The organism is Mycobacterium sp. Marseille-P9652 (assembly GCF_902652685.1).
In the GTDB taxonomy this organism is placed as follows: domain Bacteria; phylum Actinomycetota; class Actinomycetes; order Mycobacteriales; family Mycobacteriaceae; genus Mycobacterium.
The window spans coordinates 1-16,951 of the sequence record NZ_CACRUY010000034.1 but is presented as its reverse complement, the minus strand read 5'-3'; the positions used below and the strand labels follow the sequence as shown (position 1 = coordinate 16,951).

At 71.2% G+C, this 16,951-nt stretch carries 14 protein-coding genes; 8 read left to right on the top strand and 6 right to left on the bottom strand.

The window, feature by feature from the left end; genetic code table 11:
• Positions 1–32: 32 nt before the first annotated feature.
• The 4 genes from GPY60_RS17405 to dxs all read left to right on the top strand — a co-directional run bounded on the left by GPY60_RS17405 (position 33) and on the right by dxs (position 6,917).
• On the top strand, positions 33–2,027 hold the full coding sequence (locus tag GPY60_RS17405; RefSeq protein ID WP_156688941.1) for an APC family permease: 1,995 nt from the start codon (positions 33–35) through the stop codon (positions 2,025–2,027).
• Positions 2,028–2,034: 7 nt separating this feature from the next.
• On the top strand, positions 2,035–3,231 hold the full coding sequence (locus GPY60_RS17400; RefSeq protein ID WP_156688940.1) for a class I SAM-dependent RNA methyltransferase: 1,197 nt from the start codon (positions 2,035–2,037) through the stop codon (positions 3,229–3,231).
• 240 nt (positions 3,232–3,471) lie between these two features.
• Entirely contained in the window at positions 3,472–4,935 is a 1,464-nt protein-coding gene (locus tag GPY60_RS17395) for a cation:proton antiporter domain-containing protein (RefSeq protein ID WP_156688939.1), read from the top strand.
• A 62-nt stretch (positions 4,936–4,997) separates the two neighbouring features.
• A complete protein-coding gene (dxs, locus tag GPY60_RS17390) occupies positions 4,998–6,917 on the top strand; it encodes a 1-deoxy-D-xylulose-5-phosphate synthase (RefSeq protein WP_156688938.1) in 1,920 nt (639 codons plus the stop codon).
• A 31-nt stretch (positions 6,918–6,948) separates the two neighbouring features.
• On the opposite strand, the gene GPY60_RS17385 is transcribed toward dxs, so the two are convergent.
• The 3 genes from GPY60_RS17385 to GPY60_RS17375 all read right to left on the bottom strand — a co-directional run bounded on the left by GPY60_RS17385 (position 6,949) and on the right by GPY60_RS17375 (position 9,735).
• On the bottom strand, positions 6,949–8,232 hold the full coding sequence (locus GPY60_RS17385) for an HRDC domain-containing protein (RefSeq protein WP_156688937.1): 1,284 nt from the start codon (positions 8,230–8,232) through the stop codon (positions 6,949–6,951).
• Between the two features lies 1 nt (position 8,233).
• Entirely contained in the window at positions 8,234–8,836 is a 603-nt protein-coding gene (locus GPY60_RS17380; protein WP_156688936.1) for a DUF3000 domain-containing protein, read from the bottom strand.
• A gap of 77 nt (positions 8,837–8,913) precedes the next feature.
• A complete protein-coding gene (locus GPY60_RS17375) occupies positions 8,914–9,735 on the bottom strand; it encodes an enoyl-CoA hydratase/isomerase family protein (protein ID WP_156688935.1) in 822 nt (273 codons plus the stop codon).
• A 49-nt stretch (positions 9,736–9,784) separates the two neighbouring features.
• Between GPY60_RS17375 and hemE the strand changes: the two genes are divergently transcribed.
• Genes hemE through GPY60_RS17355 form a run of 4 tightly spaced genes read left to right on the top strand, consistent with a single transcriptional unit; the run spans position 9,785 to position 13,648 of the window.
• Positions 9,785–10,834 carry a uroporphyrinogen decarboxylase gene (gene hemE, locus GPY60_RS17370; RefSeq protein WP_156688934.1) on the top strand — a complete coding sequence of 350 codons (1,050 nt, stop codon included), beginning with the start codon at positions 9,785–9,787 and terminating at the stop codon, positions 10,832–10,834.
• Entirely contained in the window at positions 10,831–12,195 is a 1,365-nt protein-coding gene (locus GPY60_RS17365) for a protoporphyrinogen oxidase (protein ID WP_156688933.1), read from the top strand. The genes hemE and GPY60_RS17365 overlap by 4 nt, the downstream gene beginning before the upstream one ends.
• A gap of 5 nt (positions 12,196–12,200) precedes the next feature.
• Positions 12,201–12,896, top strand: coding sequence for a hydrogen peroxide-dependent heme synthase (gene hemQ, locus GPY60_RS17360; RefSeq protein WP_156688932.1), 696 nt, complete (start codon positions 12,201–12,203; stop codon positions 12,894–12,896).
• Positions 12,893–13,648, top strand: coding sequence for a class I SAM-dependent methyltransferase (locus GPY60_RS17355; protein ID WP_156688931.1), 756 nt, complete (start codon positions 12,893–12,895; stop codon positions 13,646–13,648). The genes hemQ and GPY60_RS17355 overlap by 4 nt, the downstream gene beginning before the upstream one ends.
• Before the next feature lie 85 nt (positions 13,649–13,733).
• Here the strand turns inward: GPY60_RS17355 and msrB are convergent, their stop codons facing one another.
• From msrB to GPY60_RS17340, 3 genes are all read right to left on the bottom strand, one after another.
• Entirely contained in the window at positions 13,734–14,144 is a 411-nt protein-coding gene (msrB, locus tag GPY60_RS17350; protein ID WP_156688930.1) for a peptide-methionine (R)-S-oxide reductase MsrB, read from the bottom strand.
• A gap of 59 nt (positions 14,145–14,203) precedes the next feature.
• Positions 14,204–15,505 (bottom strand): arabinofuranan 3-O-arabinosyltransferase, encoded by a 1,302-nt coding sequence (aftC, locus tag GPY60_RS17345; RefSeq protein ID WP_156688929.1) that lies wholly within the window; start codon positions 15,503–15,505, stop codon positions 14,204–14,206.
• Positions 15,506–15,527: 22 nt separating this feature from the next.
• On the bottom strand, positions 15,528–16,951 hold a 1,424-nt coding region (locus tag GPY60_RS17340), incomplete at its 5' end, for an alpha/beta hydrolase (RefSeq protein WP_156688928.1).

Here is a 16,951-nt window from a genome sequence, read left to right as displayed (position 1 = left end):
GGCAAGTCGTACTGGGCTTACCCTTGGCTCTCGTGTCCAAATTTTCCACGGCCGCACGCCGGCTGCTGATCGGTCGGCCGTTTCGCAGCGACCGGCTGAGTCACACGCTGCTGCCCAAGCGCATCGCCCTGCCGGTGTTCGCCTCCGACGCGCTCTCGTCGGTGGCCTACGCGCCGGAAGAGGTCTTCCTGATGCTGTCGGTGGCCGGGGTGACGGCATACGCGCTGACGCCGTGGATCGGCCTCGCGGTGGCCGCGGTGATGCTCGTCGTGGTGGCCAGCTACCGGCAGAACGTGCACGCCTACCCGTCGGGGGGCGGCGACTACGAGGTGGTCACCACCAACCTCGGCGACACCGCCGGGCTCGTGGTGGCCAGCGCGCTGATGGTGGATTACGTTCTGACCGTTGCGGTTTCGACGGCGTCGGCCATGTCGAACATCGGCTCGGCCATTCCGGTGGTGGCCAGCCACAAGGTGCTGTTCTGTGTGGTATCGATCCTGCTGGTGATGGCGCTCAACCTGCGCGGCATCCGCGAGTCCGGGGTGGCTTTCGCGATTCCGACGTACGCGTTCATCGTCGGGGTCTTCGTCATGATCGGCTGGGGCCTGTTCCGGATCTTCGTGCTGGGCAACCCGCTGCGGGCCGAGTCGGCCGGGTTCCAGATGCACGCCGAGCACGGCCAGGTCGTCGGCTTCGCGCTGGCGTTCCTGGTGGCGCGCTCCTTCTCCTCGGGATGCGCGGCGCTCACCGGTGTCGAGGCGATCAGCAACGGCGTGCCGGCGTTCGAGAAACCGAAGTCGCGCAACGCCGCAACCACGCTGCTGATGCTCGGCGGCATCGCGGTGACCCTGCTGATGGGCATCATCGTGCTGGCCGAGAAGATCGGCGTCCAGATCGTGGAGGACCCCGCCAAACAACTCGGCGGCGCCCCGCCGAACTACTACCAGAAGACCCTCGTCACCCAGCTGGCCGAGACCGTGTTCGGCAGCTTCCACATCGGCTTCCTGCTGATCGCCACCGTCACCGCGCTCATCCTGGTGCTGGCGGCCAACACGGCGTTCAACGGCTTCCCGGTGCTGGGTTCGGTGCTCGCCCAGCACAGCTACCTGCCGCGCCAGCTGCACACCCGCGGCGACCGGCTGGCGTTCTCCAACGGCATCCTGTTCCTGTCGGGGGCCGCGCTCCTGGCGATCATCGCCTTCCGCGCCGAGGTCACCGCGCTGATCCAGCTGTACATCGTCGGCGTGTTCATTTCGTTCACGCTGAGCCAGATCGGCATGGTGCGGCACTGGACCCGGTTGCTGCGCACCGAGACCGATTCCCGGGCGCGACGCAAGATGATGCGCTCACGGGTGGTCAACACGGTCGGATTGCTCTCCACCGGGGCGGTGCTGCTCGTGGTGTTGGTCACCAAGTTCGTCGCCGGGGCGTGGATCGCGCTGTTCGCGATGAGCTTGCTGTTCGGGATCATGAAGATGATCCACCGGCACTACAACACCGTCAGCCGGGAGCTGGCCGAGCAGGAGGCCGCCCAGCACGACGTGGTGCTGCCCAGCCGCAACCACGCCCTGGTGCTGGTGTCCAAGCTGCACCTGCCGACCCTGCGCGCGCTGGCCTACGCGCGCGCCACCCGCCCCGACGTCCTCGAGGCACTCACCGTCAGCGTCGACGACGGCGAGACCCGCGAGCTGGTGCACAAGTGGGAGGAGAGCGACATCAGCGTGCCGCTCAAGGTCATCGCCTCGCCCTACCGCGAGATCACGCGGCCGATCCTCGACTACGTCAAGCGCGTCAGCAAGGAGTCGCCGCGCACCGTCGTGACGGTGTTCATCCCGGAGTACGTCGTGGGCCATTGGTGGGAACAGTTGCTGCACAACCAAAGTGCGCTGCGGCTCAAGGGCAGGCTGCTGTTCATGCCGAACGTCATGGTGACGTCCGTGCCGTGGCAGCTGACGTCGTCGGAGCGGCTCAAGGCCTTCGCGCCCCACGCGGCGCCCGGCGACGCCCGTCGCGGCATCTTCGACTGACGACTCACTGACTCGACCAGGTGAATCCGTGGAACTGACGCTCGTCACCGGTGCGCCGGCCAACGGCGGCAGCTGCGTGGCGCACCACGAGGGCCGGGTGGTGTTCGTCCGCTATGCGCTGCCCGGCGAGCGGGTGCGCGCGCGCGTCACGGCCGACCGCGGCTCGTACTGGCACGCCGAGGTGCTCGAGGTGCTCGAGCCGTCCGCCGACCGGACGCCGTCGCTGTGCCCGATCGCCGGGGTCGAGGGCGCCGGGTGCTGCGACCTCGCGTTCGCGTCGCCGGAGGCGGCCCGGCGCCTCAAGGCGCAGGTCGTCGCCAACCAACTGCAGCGCCTCGGCGGGCACCACTGGGACGGCCCGGCCGAACCGGTCGGTGATTCCGGTGCCACCGGCTGGCGCACGCGGGTGCGGCTGGACGTCGGCGCCAACGGCTGCCCCGGTTTTCACCGCTACCACAGCGACGAGCTGGTCACCGATCTGCGCTGCGCGCAACTGCCCGACGGCCTGCTCGACGGCCTGGGCGTCCCGGACTGGCCACCCGGAGCCCAACTGCACGTGGCCGTCAGCGACGACGGCGCGCGCCACGTGGTGCGCACGCTGCGGCGCGACCGGCGGACGCTGACCAAGGCGGTGGAGGGCGGCTACGAGGCCGTTCAGCGGGTGGCCGGGCGCACCTGGCGCGTCCCCGTGACCGCATTCTGGCAGGCGCACCGCGAGGCGGCGCGGGTCTACACCGGCGTCGTCGCCGAGTGGGCGCAGCCGGCCCCCGGGGCGACGGTCTGGGACCTCTACGGCGGGGCGGGCGTGTTCGCGGCCGCGCTCGCCGAGGCCGTGGGGGAGTCGGGGCGGGTCCTCAGCGTCGACACGTCGCGGGCGTCGACGCGCACCGCCCGCGTCGCGCTGGCCGACCTGCCGCAGGTGGAGGTCGTGACGGACTCCGTGCGCCGGGCGCTGACCACCCAGCGGGCCGGCGCCGGCGTCGCCGTCCTCGACCCGCCGCGGGCCGGCGCCGGGCGCGAGATCATCGACCTGCTGGCCGCCGCGGAGGTGCCCCGCATTGTCCACATCGGTTGCGAGGCAGCGTCTTTCGCCCGCGATATCGGTCTCTACCGCGGTCACGGCTACACCGTGGAGCGGATCAGGGTGTTCGACGCTTTCCCGTTGACCCATCACAGCGAGAGCGTGGCGCTGCTGACGCGCTAGGCCATGATGCTGTTCTCGAGACTGCGGTGAGTGCGGGCAATCTGGCTTCCGCAACACGGTGACGTCAGGCTCGATGCCGCCATTGCAGACTCGATACGGGCGGCCCAGTCTTCCGAGCCACGGGTGGTGCGTGGCTCGGATAGACTCCGTCGCGGTGTGCCGGGAAGCCTGGTCGGCGATGTTGCTCGTTTGTGTCCGTCCCGACCAGCCGGAAGGCTCAGGTATCCGAATGCCGCCGCCGTGAACGACACCCTGCGGTACGCGCTCATCATCCTGTTCTCCGGTGCGGTCGGCCTGATCGCCGTCCTGGCGAACCGTCTCACCGAACGCGTGAAGGTGCCGGCGCCCCTGCTCGTCCTGGTCGGAGCCGCCGTCGCGGTGCACACCGTGCCCCTGGTGCAGGTGCCGTCCGAACCGACCGTCGAGCGGGTGATCACCCTCGCGCTGGTGCTGGTGCTCTTCGACGGCGGCATGCACATCGGGCCGGCCCGCTTCCGCGCGGCGGCCCTGCCGATCCTGTCGGTCGGCGTCCTGGGCACGGCCCTGACGGCCGCCGGGGCGGCGCTGGTGCTGCACTACGCGGGGGGAATCGATTGGTTCCCGGCGGTTCTCGTGGCCACGGCGGTGGCCCCCACCGATCCGGCGGTGGTGTTCTCGGTGCTGGGCAAGCGCGAGATCAGGGGGCGCAGCGGCACGATCCTGGAGGGCGAGTCCGGCGCCAACGACCCGGTCGGCATCTCGCTGATGTCGAGCCTGATCGCCGCCGGCGGCCTCAGCGCGGCCGGGTTCGCCGCGGTGGGCGCCCAGTTCGTGCTGCAGATGGCCGTCGGCCTGGCCGTCGGGGTGCTCGGCGGGCGCGCGCTGCTGGTGTTCATGCGCCGCGTGGCTCTTCCGAGCGAAGGCCTCTATTCGCTGCGGACGTTGGCGTCCTGCCTGATGATCTACGGGATCGCCACCCTCGCGCACGGCTCGGGATTCCTGGCGGTCTTCGTCGCCGGCATCGTCATCGGCGATGCCCGGGCGCCCTACAAGCCGGAGATCAAGCGCTTCCACGCCGCGCTGGCCGGTCTCGCCGAGATCGTCGCGTTCGCCGTCCTGGGCGCGACCGTCGACCTGAACGTGCTGACCCATCCCGACGTGTGGGTGCCGGGCCTCGTTCTCGGCGTGGCGCTGACGGCCCTGATCCGGCCGCTGGCGGTGGGCGCCTGCCTCCTCGGCGTGCGGCTGCGGCGCAACGAACGCGTCTTCATCCTGTTCGCCGGCCTCAAGGGCGCGGTGCCCATCCTGCTCGGCGAGTTCCTGCGGGCCGCGCACGTCGGCAACGCCGAGCGCCTCTACGGCATCGTGGTCGTCGTCGTGATCTTCTCGGTCCTGGTGCAGGGCAGTTCGGTGCCCGCCGTCGCCCGCCTGCTGCGGCTGCCCATGCGCACCGTGGAGACGAAGCCGTGGGAGATCGGCGTCCGGCTCGCCGACGAACCCGAGGGCGTCCACCGCTTCAGCGTCGCCCGCGGGTCGGCCGTCGAGGGGTGCACCGTCGAGGGTCTCGGCGACCGCGTCGGCGACATCTGGGTGAGCATCGTCGTGCGCACCACCGGCCTGGTCGCGGTGCGCGGCGACACCGAACTCGAGGCCGGCGACGAGGTCGTCGTCCTGGCCGATCCGGAACTCCACGACACGCTGGCCGAGCTGTTCGGATCCCCATAGCGCGTCGGCGCCCGCCGCTTCGCCGCTGAACCATCCGGTGCGCCGCTGCGTAAACTGACTGAATGCTCGAACAGATCCGCGGACCTGCCGATTTGGCGCACCTGTCGCAAGGACAGGTGCGCCGTCTAGCTGCGGAAATCCGCGAGTTCCTGATCCACAAGGTCGCCGCCACCGGGGGACACCTGGGACCCAACCTGGGCGTGGTCGAGCTGACGATCGCCCTGCACCGGGTCTTCGATTCGCCGCATGACCCGATCATCTTCGACACCGGCCACCAGGCCTACGTCCACAAGATGCTGACCGGGCGCTCCCACGAGTTCGAGACCCTGCGCAAGAAGGGCGGCCTGTCCGGGTACCCGTCGCGCGCCGAGAGCGAGCACGACTGGGTCGAGTCCAGCCACGCCAGCGCGGCGCTGTCCTACGCCGACGGACTGGCCAAGGCGTTCGAGCTGACCGGGCACCGCAACCGGCACGTCGTCGCGGTGGGAGGCGACGGCGCGCTCACCGGAGGCATGTGCTGGGAGGCGCTGAACAACATCGCCGCCTCCAACCGGCCGGTGATCATCGTCGTCAACGACAACGGCCGCAGCTACGCGCCCACGATCGGCGGCCTCGCCGACCGGCTGGCCACCCTGCGGCTGCAACCGGCCTACGAGCAGGCCCTGGAGCGGGGCCGCGAGGCGCTGCGTTCCGTGCCCGTGGTCGGCCCGATCGCCTACCGCGTGATGCACAGCGTGAAGGCCGGGATCAAGGACTCGCTGTCCCCCCAGCTGCTGTTCACCGACCTGGGCCTGAAGTACGTGGGACCGGTCGACGGCCACGACGAGCGGGCGGTGGAGGCCGCGCTGCGCCACGCCCGCGGGTTCGGCCGCCCGGTGATCGTGCACGTGGTCACCCGCAAGGGCATGGGCTACGGGCCGGCCGAAGACGACGAGGCCGAGCAGATGCACTCCTGCGGCGTGATCGATCCCGTCACCGGCCGGGCCACCAAGGTCGCCGGACCCGGCTGGACCGCGACGTTCTCCGACGCGCTCATCGGCTACGGCCGCAAGCGCCGCGACATCGTGGCCATCACCGCGGCGATGCCCGGCCCCACCGGCCTGACGCCCTTCGGCGAGCGCTTCCCGGACCGGTTGTTCGACGTCGGCATCGCCGAACAGCACGCCCTGACGTCGGCGGCCGGGCTGGCGATGGGCGGGATGCACCCCGTGGTGGCGATCTACTCGACATTCCTCAACCGGGCCTTCGACCAGGTGATGATGGATGTCGGCCTGCACAAGCTGCCCGTCACCCTGGTGCTCGACCGCGCCGGCATCACCGGCAACGACGGCGCCAGCCACAACGGCATGTGGGACCTGTCGATCCTGGGCATCGTCCCGGGCATGCGGGTGGCGGCGCCGCGCGACGGCACCCGGTTGCGCGAGGAGCTGGGCGAGGCCCTCGAGGTGAGCGATGGCCCAACCGCGTTGCGGTTCCCCAAAGGCGATGTGGGAGAAGACATCCCGGCCGTCGAGCGGCGCGCGGACGTGGACGTCCTGGCGGTGCCGGGCGGTGGCCTGAACCACGACGTGCTGCTGGTGGCGGTCGGCGCGTTCGCGGCCATGGCGCTGGCGGTGGCCAAGCGGCTGCACAACCAGGGGATCGGCGTGACCGTCGTCGATCCGCGCTGGGTGTTGCCGGTGGCGCCGGGCCTCGTGGAACTCGCGACGCAGCACAAGCTGGTGGTGACGCTGGAGGACAACGGGGTCAACGGCGGCGTCGGGTCCGCGGTGTCGGCGGCCCTGCGCCGCGCGGAGATCGACACGCCCTGCCGCGACGTCGGGCTGCCGCAGGAGTTCTTCGAGCACGCCTCGCGCGGTGAGTTGCTCGCCGAGCTGGGGCTCACGGACCAGGACGTGGCCCGCCGGATCACCGGCTGGGTGGCCGCGCTGGGCACGTCGGTCAGCGACAGGGAAACGGAAGTCAGCGAGCCGCTCGACTAGGTTTGCGTCGAAATCGACGCGGGCGCGCTGGTCACTCGACGTTTTCCGCGCTGCCGTCGATCTCGGTGTCGGCCGGCGGCTTCAGCGCCTCGGCCAACACCGGGTCCACCAACTCCCGCTGCCACGCCCGCGCGTGCCCCGCGCGCAGGAACTCGTCGACGGCTTCGAGCGGATCGGGCGTGGGCTCCCAGTCCCAGCAGAGTCGTCGCACCAGGTCGGGGGAGACCAGGTTCTCGGTGGGAACCTGCACCCGCTCGGACACCTTGGACAGGGCGGCGCGAGCCGCCTCCAGCCGCGCCGCGGCCTCCGGCTTGCGCCGGCTCCACCGCGCCGGCGGCGGCGGGCCGTTCGGCGGCTCGGCGTCCTCGGGCGGGCGGGGGTTGTTGCGCGCGGCCTCCAGCGCCGCCAGCCAGGTGGCGGCGCTGCGGCGCTGATTGCGGCCGCCGAACACCGGCAGCGCCACCAACTCCTCGACCGTCTTCGGGTCGGCGACCGCGGCGTCGATGATCGCGGAATCGGGCAGCACCCGCCGCGGCGCGATGTCGCGGCGCTGGGCGATGCGGTCGCGCGTCGTCCACAGCTCGCGGACGGCGGCCAGCGCCCGCCGGTCGCGCACCCGGTGGATCCCCGATGTCCGGCGCCAGCGGTCGCGCCGCGCGGCGGGCGGGACCTCCCGGGTGCCGGCCTCGCGAAGGTAGTCGAATTCCTCTGCGGCCCAACCGCTTTTGCCCTGTTCGTCGAGCACGCCCGAGATCGCCGCGCGCAGCTCGAGCAGGAGTTCCACGTCGAGCGCGGCGTAGTTGAGCCATTCCTCGGGCAGCGGGCGCTTGGAGCAGTCGGCCGCCCCGTGGCCCTTGGCCAAGCCGAACCCGAGCAGTCGCTCGACCATGGTCGCCAGGTTCACCCGGTCGAATCCGGCGAGCCGCCCGGCCAGCTCGGTGTCGTAGAGCGCCGGTGGCCGCAGGCCGACCTCGGCCAGGCAGGGCAGGTCCTGGTCGGCGGAGTGCAGGATCCATTCGTCGGCGCCGAGCACGTCGGCGACCGGCCGCAGCGCCGTGATCGGGTCGGCGCCGTGGCTGACGGGGTCGATGAGCACGGTGCCCGCGCCGGCGCGGCGGATCTGGATCAGGTAGGCGCGGTTGGAGTACCGGAAACCCGACGCGCGCTCGGCGTCCACCGCGAAGGGGCCGCGCCCGCTGTCGAGCAGGTCGGCGGCCGCCGCGATCTCGCGGACGCTGACGGCGAGCTCGGGGATCCCCTCGGCGGGGTGGAGCAGCGGAGTGGGATCGGGCCCGTCGGTGTCCGATTCGGTCATGTCACGCGCGGGACCGCGAGCTGAGGTCGGTGACCCCGGCCGGCGGTAGGCCCGCGGCGTGCTCGAGCACGTCGCAGAACGCCTCGACGTGCACGCCGACGTCGGGGGTGGTGGCCGTCCACGACGCCCGAAGCTCCAGCTGGTGGGCCCGCGGCGGCCCGGAGATGTCGCCGTAGCGCACCGAGGTGGTGGCGGTGACGGTGCCGCCCAGCGCTGTGACCTGCCCGGTCCGCGACTCCAGCGCGTCGGCCAGCCAGCTCCACGCCACCTCGGGCAGCAGCGGGTCGACGGCCTCGCTGGGATCCAGGTCGGCCTGGATGTAGGCGACGAGCCGCAGCGTGCCGTCCCAGGCGTCGGCGCCGTCCGGGTCGTAGAGCAGGATCAGCCGGCCGAACGCGTCGCCCTCGGAACGCTCGGGGACGATCTCGAGGTCGGGGTGCTTCACCTCGGCCCCCAGCGCGTAGCTGAACGGCGCCAGCCGCTGCGGCGGGCGGATCGGTCCCAGCTCGATCTCCGACCGCACCGTGACGGCGTTCATCGCCGCCACCGCCTCGCGGAAGGGGGCCGGTTCCATGGAGGTCACAGCGTCCGACGGTAGACCCATCGGAAAAGACGCCGAAACAGGCGCGCCGATCCGCGCGCCCGCCGCGACCAAGCCGTTACCTGGGCTCACGGGCCTGCTCAGGTCGCATTCCCGCCGCTGAACCGGGCCGGGCGTTTCTCGCGGTGCGCGGCCAGCCCCTCCCGGACGTCGGGGCCGCCGAAGCTGAGGAATTCCAGCCCGAGGGATGTCTCGAACGTCGGCGCGAACATGCGGTACCACGAGTTCAGGCTGTGCTTGGTCCAGCGGATGGCGTCCTGCGCGCCCTGTGCCAGGCCCTCGGCGATCCGGGTCGCCGTGGGCAGGACGTCGTCGTCGTCGACGCAGGTGGACACCAGCCCGATGCGCTCGGCCTCCTCGCCGAGCAGCGTCTCGCAGGTCAGCAGGTAGTACTTCGCCTTGGCCATCCCGACCAGCAGAGGCCAGCAGATCGCGGCGTGGTCGCCCGCCGCGACGCCCAGCTTCGTGTGCCCGTCGATGAGTTTCGCGGTGCGGCCCGCCACCGAGATGTCGGCGAGCAGCGCAACCACCAGGCCCGCGCCGACGGCCGGGCCGCGGATCGCCGAGACCACCGGCTTGTCGAAGTTCACCATGTTGAGCACCATGTCGCGGGCCTCCCGCATGATGCGGATGCGGCTCTCGTAGTCGCCCATGGTCTCTTCGATGAGGTCGAAGCTGCCGCCCGACGAGAACGCCCGCCCCTCACCGCGGACCAGCACCACCCGCACGGCGGGGTCGCGGGCGATCGCCGGCCAGATGTCGGCCAGATCGCGGTGCATCTGCGGGCCCACCGAGTTGAGGCCGGGGGAGTCGAGTACCAGCGTCAGCACGCCGTTTGACCCGCGCTCGCAGCGCAGGCTCGGGAACTCGTCGTAACTCACGGGGGGCTGGCTGACCGGCACGCTCGCCGATATTACGCAGCGGGGCCGTCATGGCAGCATGGACGGCAATATGAGTACACGTCGCGACCTCGCGAAGTCGCCTTACCTGGCCGCCGTCTCGGGCCGCAAACCCGGCCGGGTTCCGGTGTGGTTCATGCGGCAGGCCGGGCGGTCGCTGCCGGAGTACCGGGCGCTGCGGGCGCAGCACGAGATGCTGGCGTCCTGCTTCGACGCCGAGCTGGTTTGCGAGATCACGCTGCAGCCGGTGCGCCGCCACGACGTCGACGCGGCGATCCTGTTCTCCGACATCGTGGTGCCGCTGCGCGGCGCCGGTGTCGACCTCGACATCGTGTCGGGGGTGGGGCCCGTCATCGCCTCCCCGGTGCGCACCGCCGCCGACGTCGCGGCGATGGAACCGCTTGAGCCGCAACGGGTTCAGGCGGTGGCGGACGCTGTTGCGCTGCTGGTGGCCGCCCTCGGCGACGTTCCGCTGATCGGTTTCGCCGGCGCGCCGTTCACCCTGGCGTCCTACCTGATCGAGGGCGGCCCGAGCCGCCACCACGCCCGGACGAAGGCGATGATGCTGGCCGAGCCCGACACCTGGCACGCGCTGCTCGACAAGCTGGCCGACATCACCATCGGCTTCCTGCGGGTCCAGCTCGACGCCGGGGTGGACGCGATCCAGATGTTCGACTCGTGGGCGGGCGCCCTGTCGCTCGCCGACTACCGGCAGTACGTATTACCGCACAGTGCAAGGGTTTTCGCCGCGCTGGCCTCCTACGGCGTGCCGATGACACATTTCGGGGTCGGCACCGCGGAATTGTTGGGCGCCATGTCGGACGCGGGCGCGTCGGTGGTCGGCGTGGACTGGCGCACCTCGCTCACGGATGCGGCGGGGCGCGTCGCTCCCGGGACCGCGTTGCAGGGCAACCTCGACCCGGTGGTGCTGCTGGCGGGCTGGCCGGTGACCGAACGCGCCGCGCGCGCCGTGGTCGACGACGGCCGTCGCGCCGTCGACGCGGGCGCGGCCGGCCACGTCTTCAACCTTGGTCACGGGGTGCTGCCCGAGACGGACCCGGGCGTGCTGACCGAGCTGGTGTCGCTGGTCCACTCGCTATGACCAAATCCTATTGCGTTGTCGGAGGCGGCATTTCGGGGCTGACGGCGGCATACCGGCTGCGCGCGACGGTAGGCGAAGGGGCGACCATCACGCTGTTCGAGCCGGGCGACCGGCTGGGCGGGATCCTGCGCACCGAGCGCGTCGGCGGCCGGCCGATGGACCTCGGCGCCGAGGCGTTCATCCTGCGCCGGCCCGAGATGCCGGCGCTGCTGGCCGAACTCGGCCTCTCCGGACACCAGATCGCGTCCGTCGGCGCCCGGCCGCTGATCTACAGCGAGCGCACGCTGCATCCGGTGCCCACCGGCACGGTGGTCGGCATCCCGTCCTCGCCGGCGTCGATGGCGGGACTGGTCGACGAGGCGACCCTCGCGCGCATCGACGCCGAACCGGCGACCCCGCTGGACTGGAGGCCCGGCGACGACCCGTCCGTCGCCGAGCTGGTGGGCGGCCGGTTCGGGGAGCAGGTGGTGGCGCGGTCCGTCGACCCGCTGCTCAGCGGGGTGTACGCGGGTTCCGCGGAGACGATCGGGCTGCGCGCGGCCGCCCCAAGTGTGGCGGCGGCGCTGGACCGCGGGGCCACCAGCCTGATCGACGCGGTGCGGCGGGCCTTGCCGCCGACCACCGGCGCGCCGGTGTTCGGGGCGCTGGACGGTGGATACCGGGTGCTGCTCGACGAGCTCGTCGCGCGGAGCGGACTCACCTGGGTCCGGGCCGCGGTGCGCCGGCTCTGCCGCGCCGGGTCCGGCTGGGAGGTGCTCGACGACACCGGCGCCCGCCGAACCGCCGACGCGGTGATCCTGGCCGTGCCGCCGGCGCCGGCGGCGGCCCTGCTCGGCGAGATCGCGCCCGGTAGCGCCGCCGCGGCCGGCCGGATCACCAGCGCGTCGTCCGCGGTGGTCGCGCTGGCGGTGCCGGCCGACACCGCGTTTCCCGAGTGTTCGGGGGTGCTGGTCGCCAGCGGAGAGCGGTTGCGCAGCAAGGCGATCACGCTGTCGTCGCGCAAGTGGGGGTTCGGCGGGGACGTCCAGTTGCTGCGGCTGTCGTTCGGCCGGTTCGGCGACGAGGTCGCCGCCCGCACGCCGGATGACGAGCTGCTGGGCTGGGCGTTGAGCGACCTGGTCGACGTGTTCGATCTCGCGGTCGAGCTCGTCGACGCCCGCGTGCAGCGGTGGATCGAGGCGATGCCGCAGTACGGCCCCGGGCACGCCGACCTGGTGGCGGAGCTGCGCGCGGGGCTGCCACCGACGATGGCGGTGGCCGGCAGCTACCTGGACGGCATCGGCGTGCCGGCATGCGTCGGGGCGGCGGGCAGGGCGGCCGACAGCGTGATCCAGGACCTGGACGCGCAAGTGGCACGATAGGTGCCATGGCCAAGCTCGACTACGACGCCCTCAACAACACGCTGCGCTATCTGATGTTCTCGGTGTTCTCGGTGCGCCCGGGGGCGCTCGGTGACCAGCGTCACGCCGTCATCGACGAGGCGGCGACCTTCCTCAAGCAGCAAGAGGAACGCGGCGTGGTGGTCCGCGGCCTCTACGACGTCGCGGGCCTGCGCGCCGACGCCGACTTCATGATCTGGACCCACGCCGAACGCATCGAGGACCTGCAGGCGACCTACGCCGACTTCCGCCGCGCCACCGCGCTGGGGCGGGCCTGCTCGCCGGTGTGGAGCAGCGTCGGGTTGCATCGGCCGGCGGAGTTCAACAAGAGCCACATTCCGGCCTTCCTGGCCGGCGAGGAGCCGGGCGCCTACATCTGCGTCTATCCGTTCGTGCGGTCCTACGAGTGGTACCTGCTGCCCGACGAGGAACGCCGCCGGATGCTCGCCGAGCACGGCATGGCCGCCCGCGGCTACAAGGACGTGCGCGCCAACACCGTGCCGGCCTTCGCGCTCGGCGACTACGAATGGATCCTCGCGTTCGAGGCACCCGAGCTCGACCGCATCGTCGACCTGATGCGCGATCTGCGGGCCACCGACGCCCGCCGGCACACCCGCGCCGAGACCCCTTTCTTCACCGGCCCGCGGGTGGGCGTCGAGCAGCTGGTGAACGCGCTGCCATGACCGCGCCCCGGTTTGATCCCACGGACCCGACCCGCTTCGAGGAGATGTACCGAGACGACCGGCAGTCGCACGGGCTGCCCGCCGCGACGCCCTGGGACATCGGCGGCCCGCAGCCGGTCGTGCAGCAGCTGGTCGCACTTGGCGCGGTCAGGGGCGAGGTGCTCGACCCCGGCACCGGGCCGGGGCACCACGCGATCTATTACGCGTCGAAGGGCTACTCGGCCACCGGCATCGACGGCTCGGAGGCCGCGCTGGAGCGGGCCCGTCGGAACGCCGAGAAGGCCGGGGTGTCGGTGGACTTCCGGCTGGCCGACGCCACCAAGCTCGACGGGCTGGACGGCCGGTTCGACACCGTCGTCGACTGCGCGTTCTACCACACGTTCAGCACCGATCCGGACCTGCAGAGGTCCTACGCGCGCGCCCTGCACCGGGCGACCAGGCCGGGAGCGCGGCTCTACATGTTTGAGTTCGGCGAGCACGACGTCAACGGCTTCACGATGATGCGGGCGTTGTCCGAGAACGACTTTCGCGACGTGCTGCCCGAAGGCGGCTGGGAGATCACCTACCTCGGCCCGACGACCTACCTGGTCAACATGAGCGCCGAGCAGATCGAGATGATGGTCGCGCGCAACCCCGACATGGCCGACCAGATCCAGCCGATGCTGGAGCGTTTCCGCGCCATGGAGCCGTGGCTCGAGGGCGGCCGGGTGCACGCCCCGTTCTGGGAAGTGCACGCGACGCGCGTCGACTGAGGGGCGTTACTCGTCGCCGCCGAGCGTCGACTTGTTGGGACCGTTACGCCCAAATCGCGACAACAACTCGACGTTCGAGGCGCGCCTAACTCCCCGCCGGCACCAGGCGCAGCGAGATCGAGTTGATGCAGTAGCGCTGGTCCGTCGGGGTGGGGTATCCCTCGCCCTCGAAGACGTGGCCGAGGTGACTGTGGCAGTTGGCGCACAGCACCTCAACCCGCCGCATGCCCAGCGAGTCGTCGGGACGCAGGATCACCGCGTCCGAGCTCGCCGGGTCGAAGAACGACGGCCACCCGCAGTGCGACTCGAATTTCTCACTGCTGCGGAACAATTCGGCGCCACAGGCCCGGCACTGGTAGACGCCCTCGGTCTTGGTGTCGGTGTACTCGCCGACGAACGGCGGCTCGGTGCCGGCGCGGCGCAGCACGTGGAACTCTTCTGGGGTGAGCTTCTGCCGCCACTCGTCGTCGGTGAGCTGCAGCTTGGGAGACGTCATGCCTCCACGCTAGCCGTAATTGCGGTGACCCGCTGCGCCCGGCTGCGCCGCGCTTGCGATCACCGCGCAGCCCGATTTGCGGGGTCGCGCCCGGGCGTCAGCCACGCCGGGTCGATGCCCTCGTCCAGCCGGTTCTCGGCCTTGGCGTCCAGGTAGCGGTAGTAGAGCACCACGAACACCACGATCAGCAGCAGCGACCAGCCGTAGGTGATCTTCAGGTACTGCAGCGCGCGGCCGTATCTCATCCAGTTGAAGAGCAGGTAGCCGTCCAACGTCATGAAGCCGTAGATCCCGAGCCACGCCGGCCAGTTGCGGATCAGCGAGTTGGGCAGCACCACCGTCATCAGGAACGGGAACAGCATCATCGAGTAGTAACCCTGCGCCAGGGGCAGCACCAGCCACGACCACAGCAGCAGCACGCCCGAGGAACTGGTGAACCAGAACCGAGGGTCGCGGGTGCGGTAGTAGCGGTACAGCAGCCACATGGCGCCAATCGCCAGAACAGTGAACAGGATCCGCAGGAACACGATCAGCCAGGTGGGCAGCCCGAAGTACACGCCGTTGCCCTGGACCGAGCTGTTGAAGTAGTCCCGCACGCCCCCGATGTAGGGCAACGTCTTGGTGACGAAGTCCATCGGGTCGCTGACCAGCGGCCACGCGATCGCGTTGATCACCACCGGCACCGCGATCGCGGGCACCAGCGTCCGCCATTGCCGGTTCAGCAGCGGCAGCAACAGCAGCGGGCCGAGCAGGGGTTTCAGGGTGAGCGTGAGTCCGATCGCCACGCCGGCCCACCACTGGCGACTCACCCGGCCGTCGAGCAGCCAGCGGAAGAAGAGCATCTCGGCGAGCAGCACGCAGCCGTTGATGTTGGTGAACACCAGTGTGCTGCTCACGCTTTCGGTGCAGAACATGGCTAGCAGGAGGGCGGGGGCGGCCACCGAGGACAACGTGTAGTTGAACATCCGCAGCAGCAGGTACCAGGCGATCAGGATGGCGATGGCGTTGATACCGATGAACAGGTACCGCGACGGCGTGAAGGGCAGGTAGCCGAACGGCGCCATCAGCAGCGTCCCGCCCGGCGGATACAGGTAGTGCGGGTCGACGTAGTCGAAGTGCTCGTTGTAGATGTCCCACCCGCGCCGGAAGTTGAGCACCGCCCGGTAGACCGGCTTGAAGTCGTCGGTGATGTTGCCGTTGAGCGGCAGGATGATGCTGCGGTGCACCACCGACATGATGGCGATGGGCCACAACGCCGACCGCAGGATGCTCGCGACGCTCGGTGCGCCGGGACGGAAAGCGGCCAACACCCTGTCCTGCAAGCCGGTACGCGTCGTCACCAGGGCACCGTACCGTGGCAATCGTGGCCCGCGGCCCGAACCCCTAGGCGGGACAGTACGTGTCGGTTCCCGGAAGCTTGCCGCTGTTGACGTAGGCGACCAGCGGGGGGACGGCGCAGGCCGAATAGATGCTCGCGCCGTGGCCGATGCCCTGCCACATGACCCGCTTGCTGGCCGCATTGGCGTTGATGATCGTCGCGGCCGTCGCCGCGACCCCCTCGTTGCCGACGATCGCGTCGTTCTGCACGCCGGCGAGCAGCACGTCGACCTTGAGGTCCTTCGGCGGCGGCTGCGGCGAACCGGTGGGCCAGTGCACGCACTTGACGAGGTTCAGCGCGGCGACGGTGCCGAACTGCGGGTAGAGCTTGCCCCACGCCACGACGAGCTCGCGCACCCGGTCCGGGGTGGGCCGGTTGATCGCGTCGCTGCAGGAGTTGACGAACTGGCCGTCGGAGTCCTGGGCGGCGTCGGCGCGGTTCATCAGGGCGGTCAGCTGGTTGGTGTCCCCGGACCGGGCCGCCGCCAGCGCCCCCGCCAGGCCCGTGGTGGCGCCGACGCGGCCCCCGGACGGGAAGCCGAGGGCGACGGTGATCGCGCCGGCCAGTTCGGCCACCGACGCGCCGCCCGGGCCCCTGCCGGCGCGGGCGTCGGCCAGCATGGCGCTGACGGCGGCCTTCGGGTCGGGGCCCAGCGCGCAGTTCACCGCGACACACTGGGCGGCGAACGCGTCGAGGGCGGCCTGCTGGCCCTTGACCTGCTGCTCGGCGGCGGCTTCGGCGCTGACGCCCAGCGCGACGGGGGAGTCGAGGATCAGCCGGGCGACCTTGTCGGGCCGCGTCGCGGCGTAGGTCAGCGCCACCTGCGCGCCGTTGCCGATCCCCACCAGCGCGACCGCGGGAACGTCCCACGTGCTGCGCAGCCGCTCGATGTCCGAGGCTGCGTGGGCGTTGTCATAAGCCGAGGCGCCGAGGGCGATGGCGTCGGTGCAGTTCGTGGTCGCGGTGTTCGAGACGTCGGACAGGTTGGCGACGGGGTCGTCGCCGCTCTGGAACTGCGCCTGGTCCCGCATCGCCTGGCGGTCGCCGCGTTCGCGGCAGTCGATGGGGCTCGACATGCCGATGCCGCGGCGGTCGACGGCGACGATCGGGTGCGACTGCAGCACGTCGGCCCCGGCCCCGGCGAGCCAGACCGGCAGCTGGGTCGACGACGGCAGGTCGGAACCCGTGGTGAAGACCAGCGGTCCGGCGTCGTGCGGGGTCTGGCTCGAGCGGGCGCGGACGACGCCGATGCTCAGGGTGCCCGAACCGCCGCCCGTGGGGTCGAGGTCGGCGTCGTAGTTGGCGCAGTCCAGCTGCACGCCGGGGGCGGGCCGGACGGCCGCGTCGGAGAACACGCGCGCGGTGCAGTCGTGCCACGACAGGTCGTTCTTGGGGGCGGCGATGGGGGGCGGTCCGCTGGGCGGCGGCT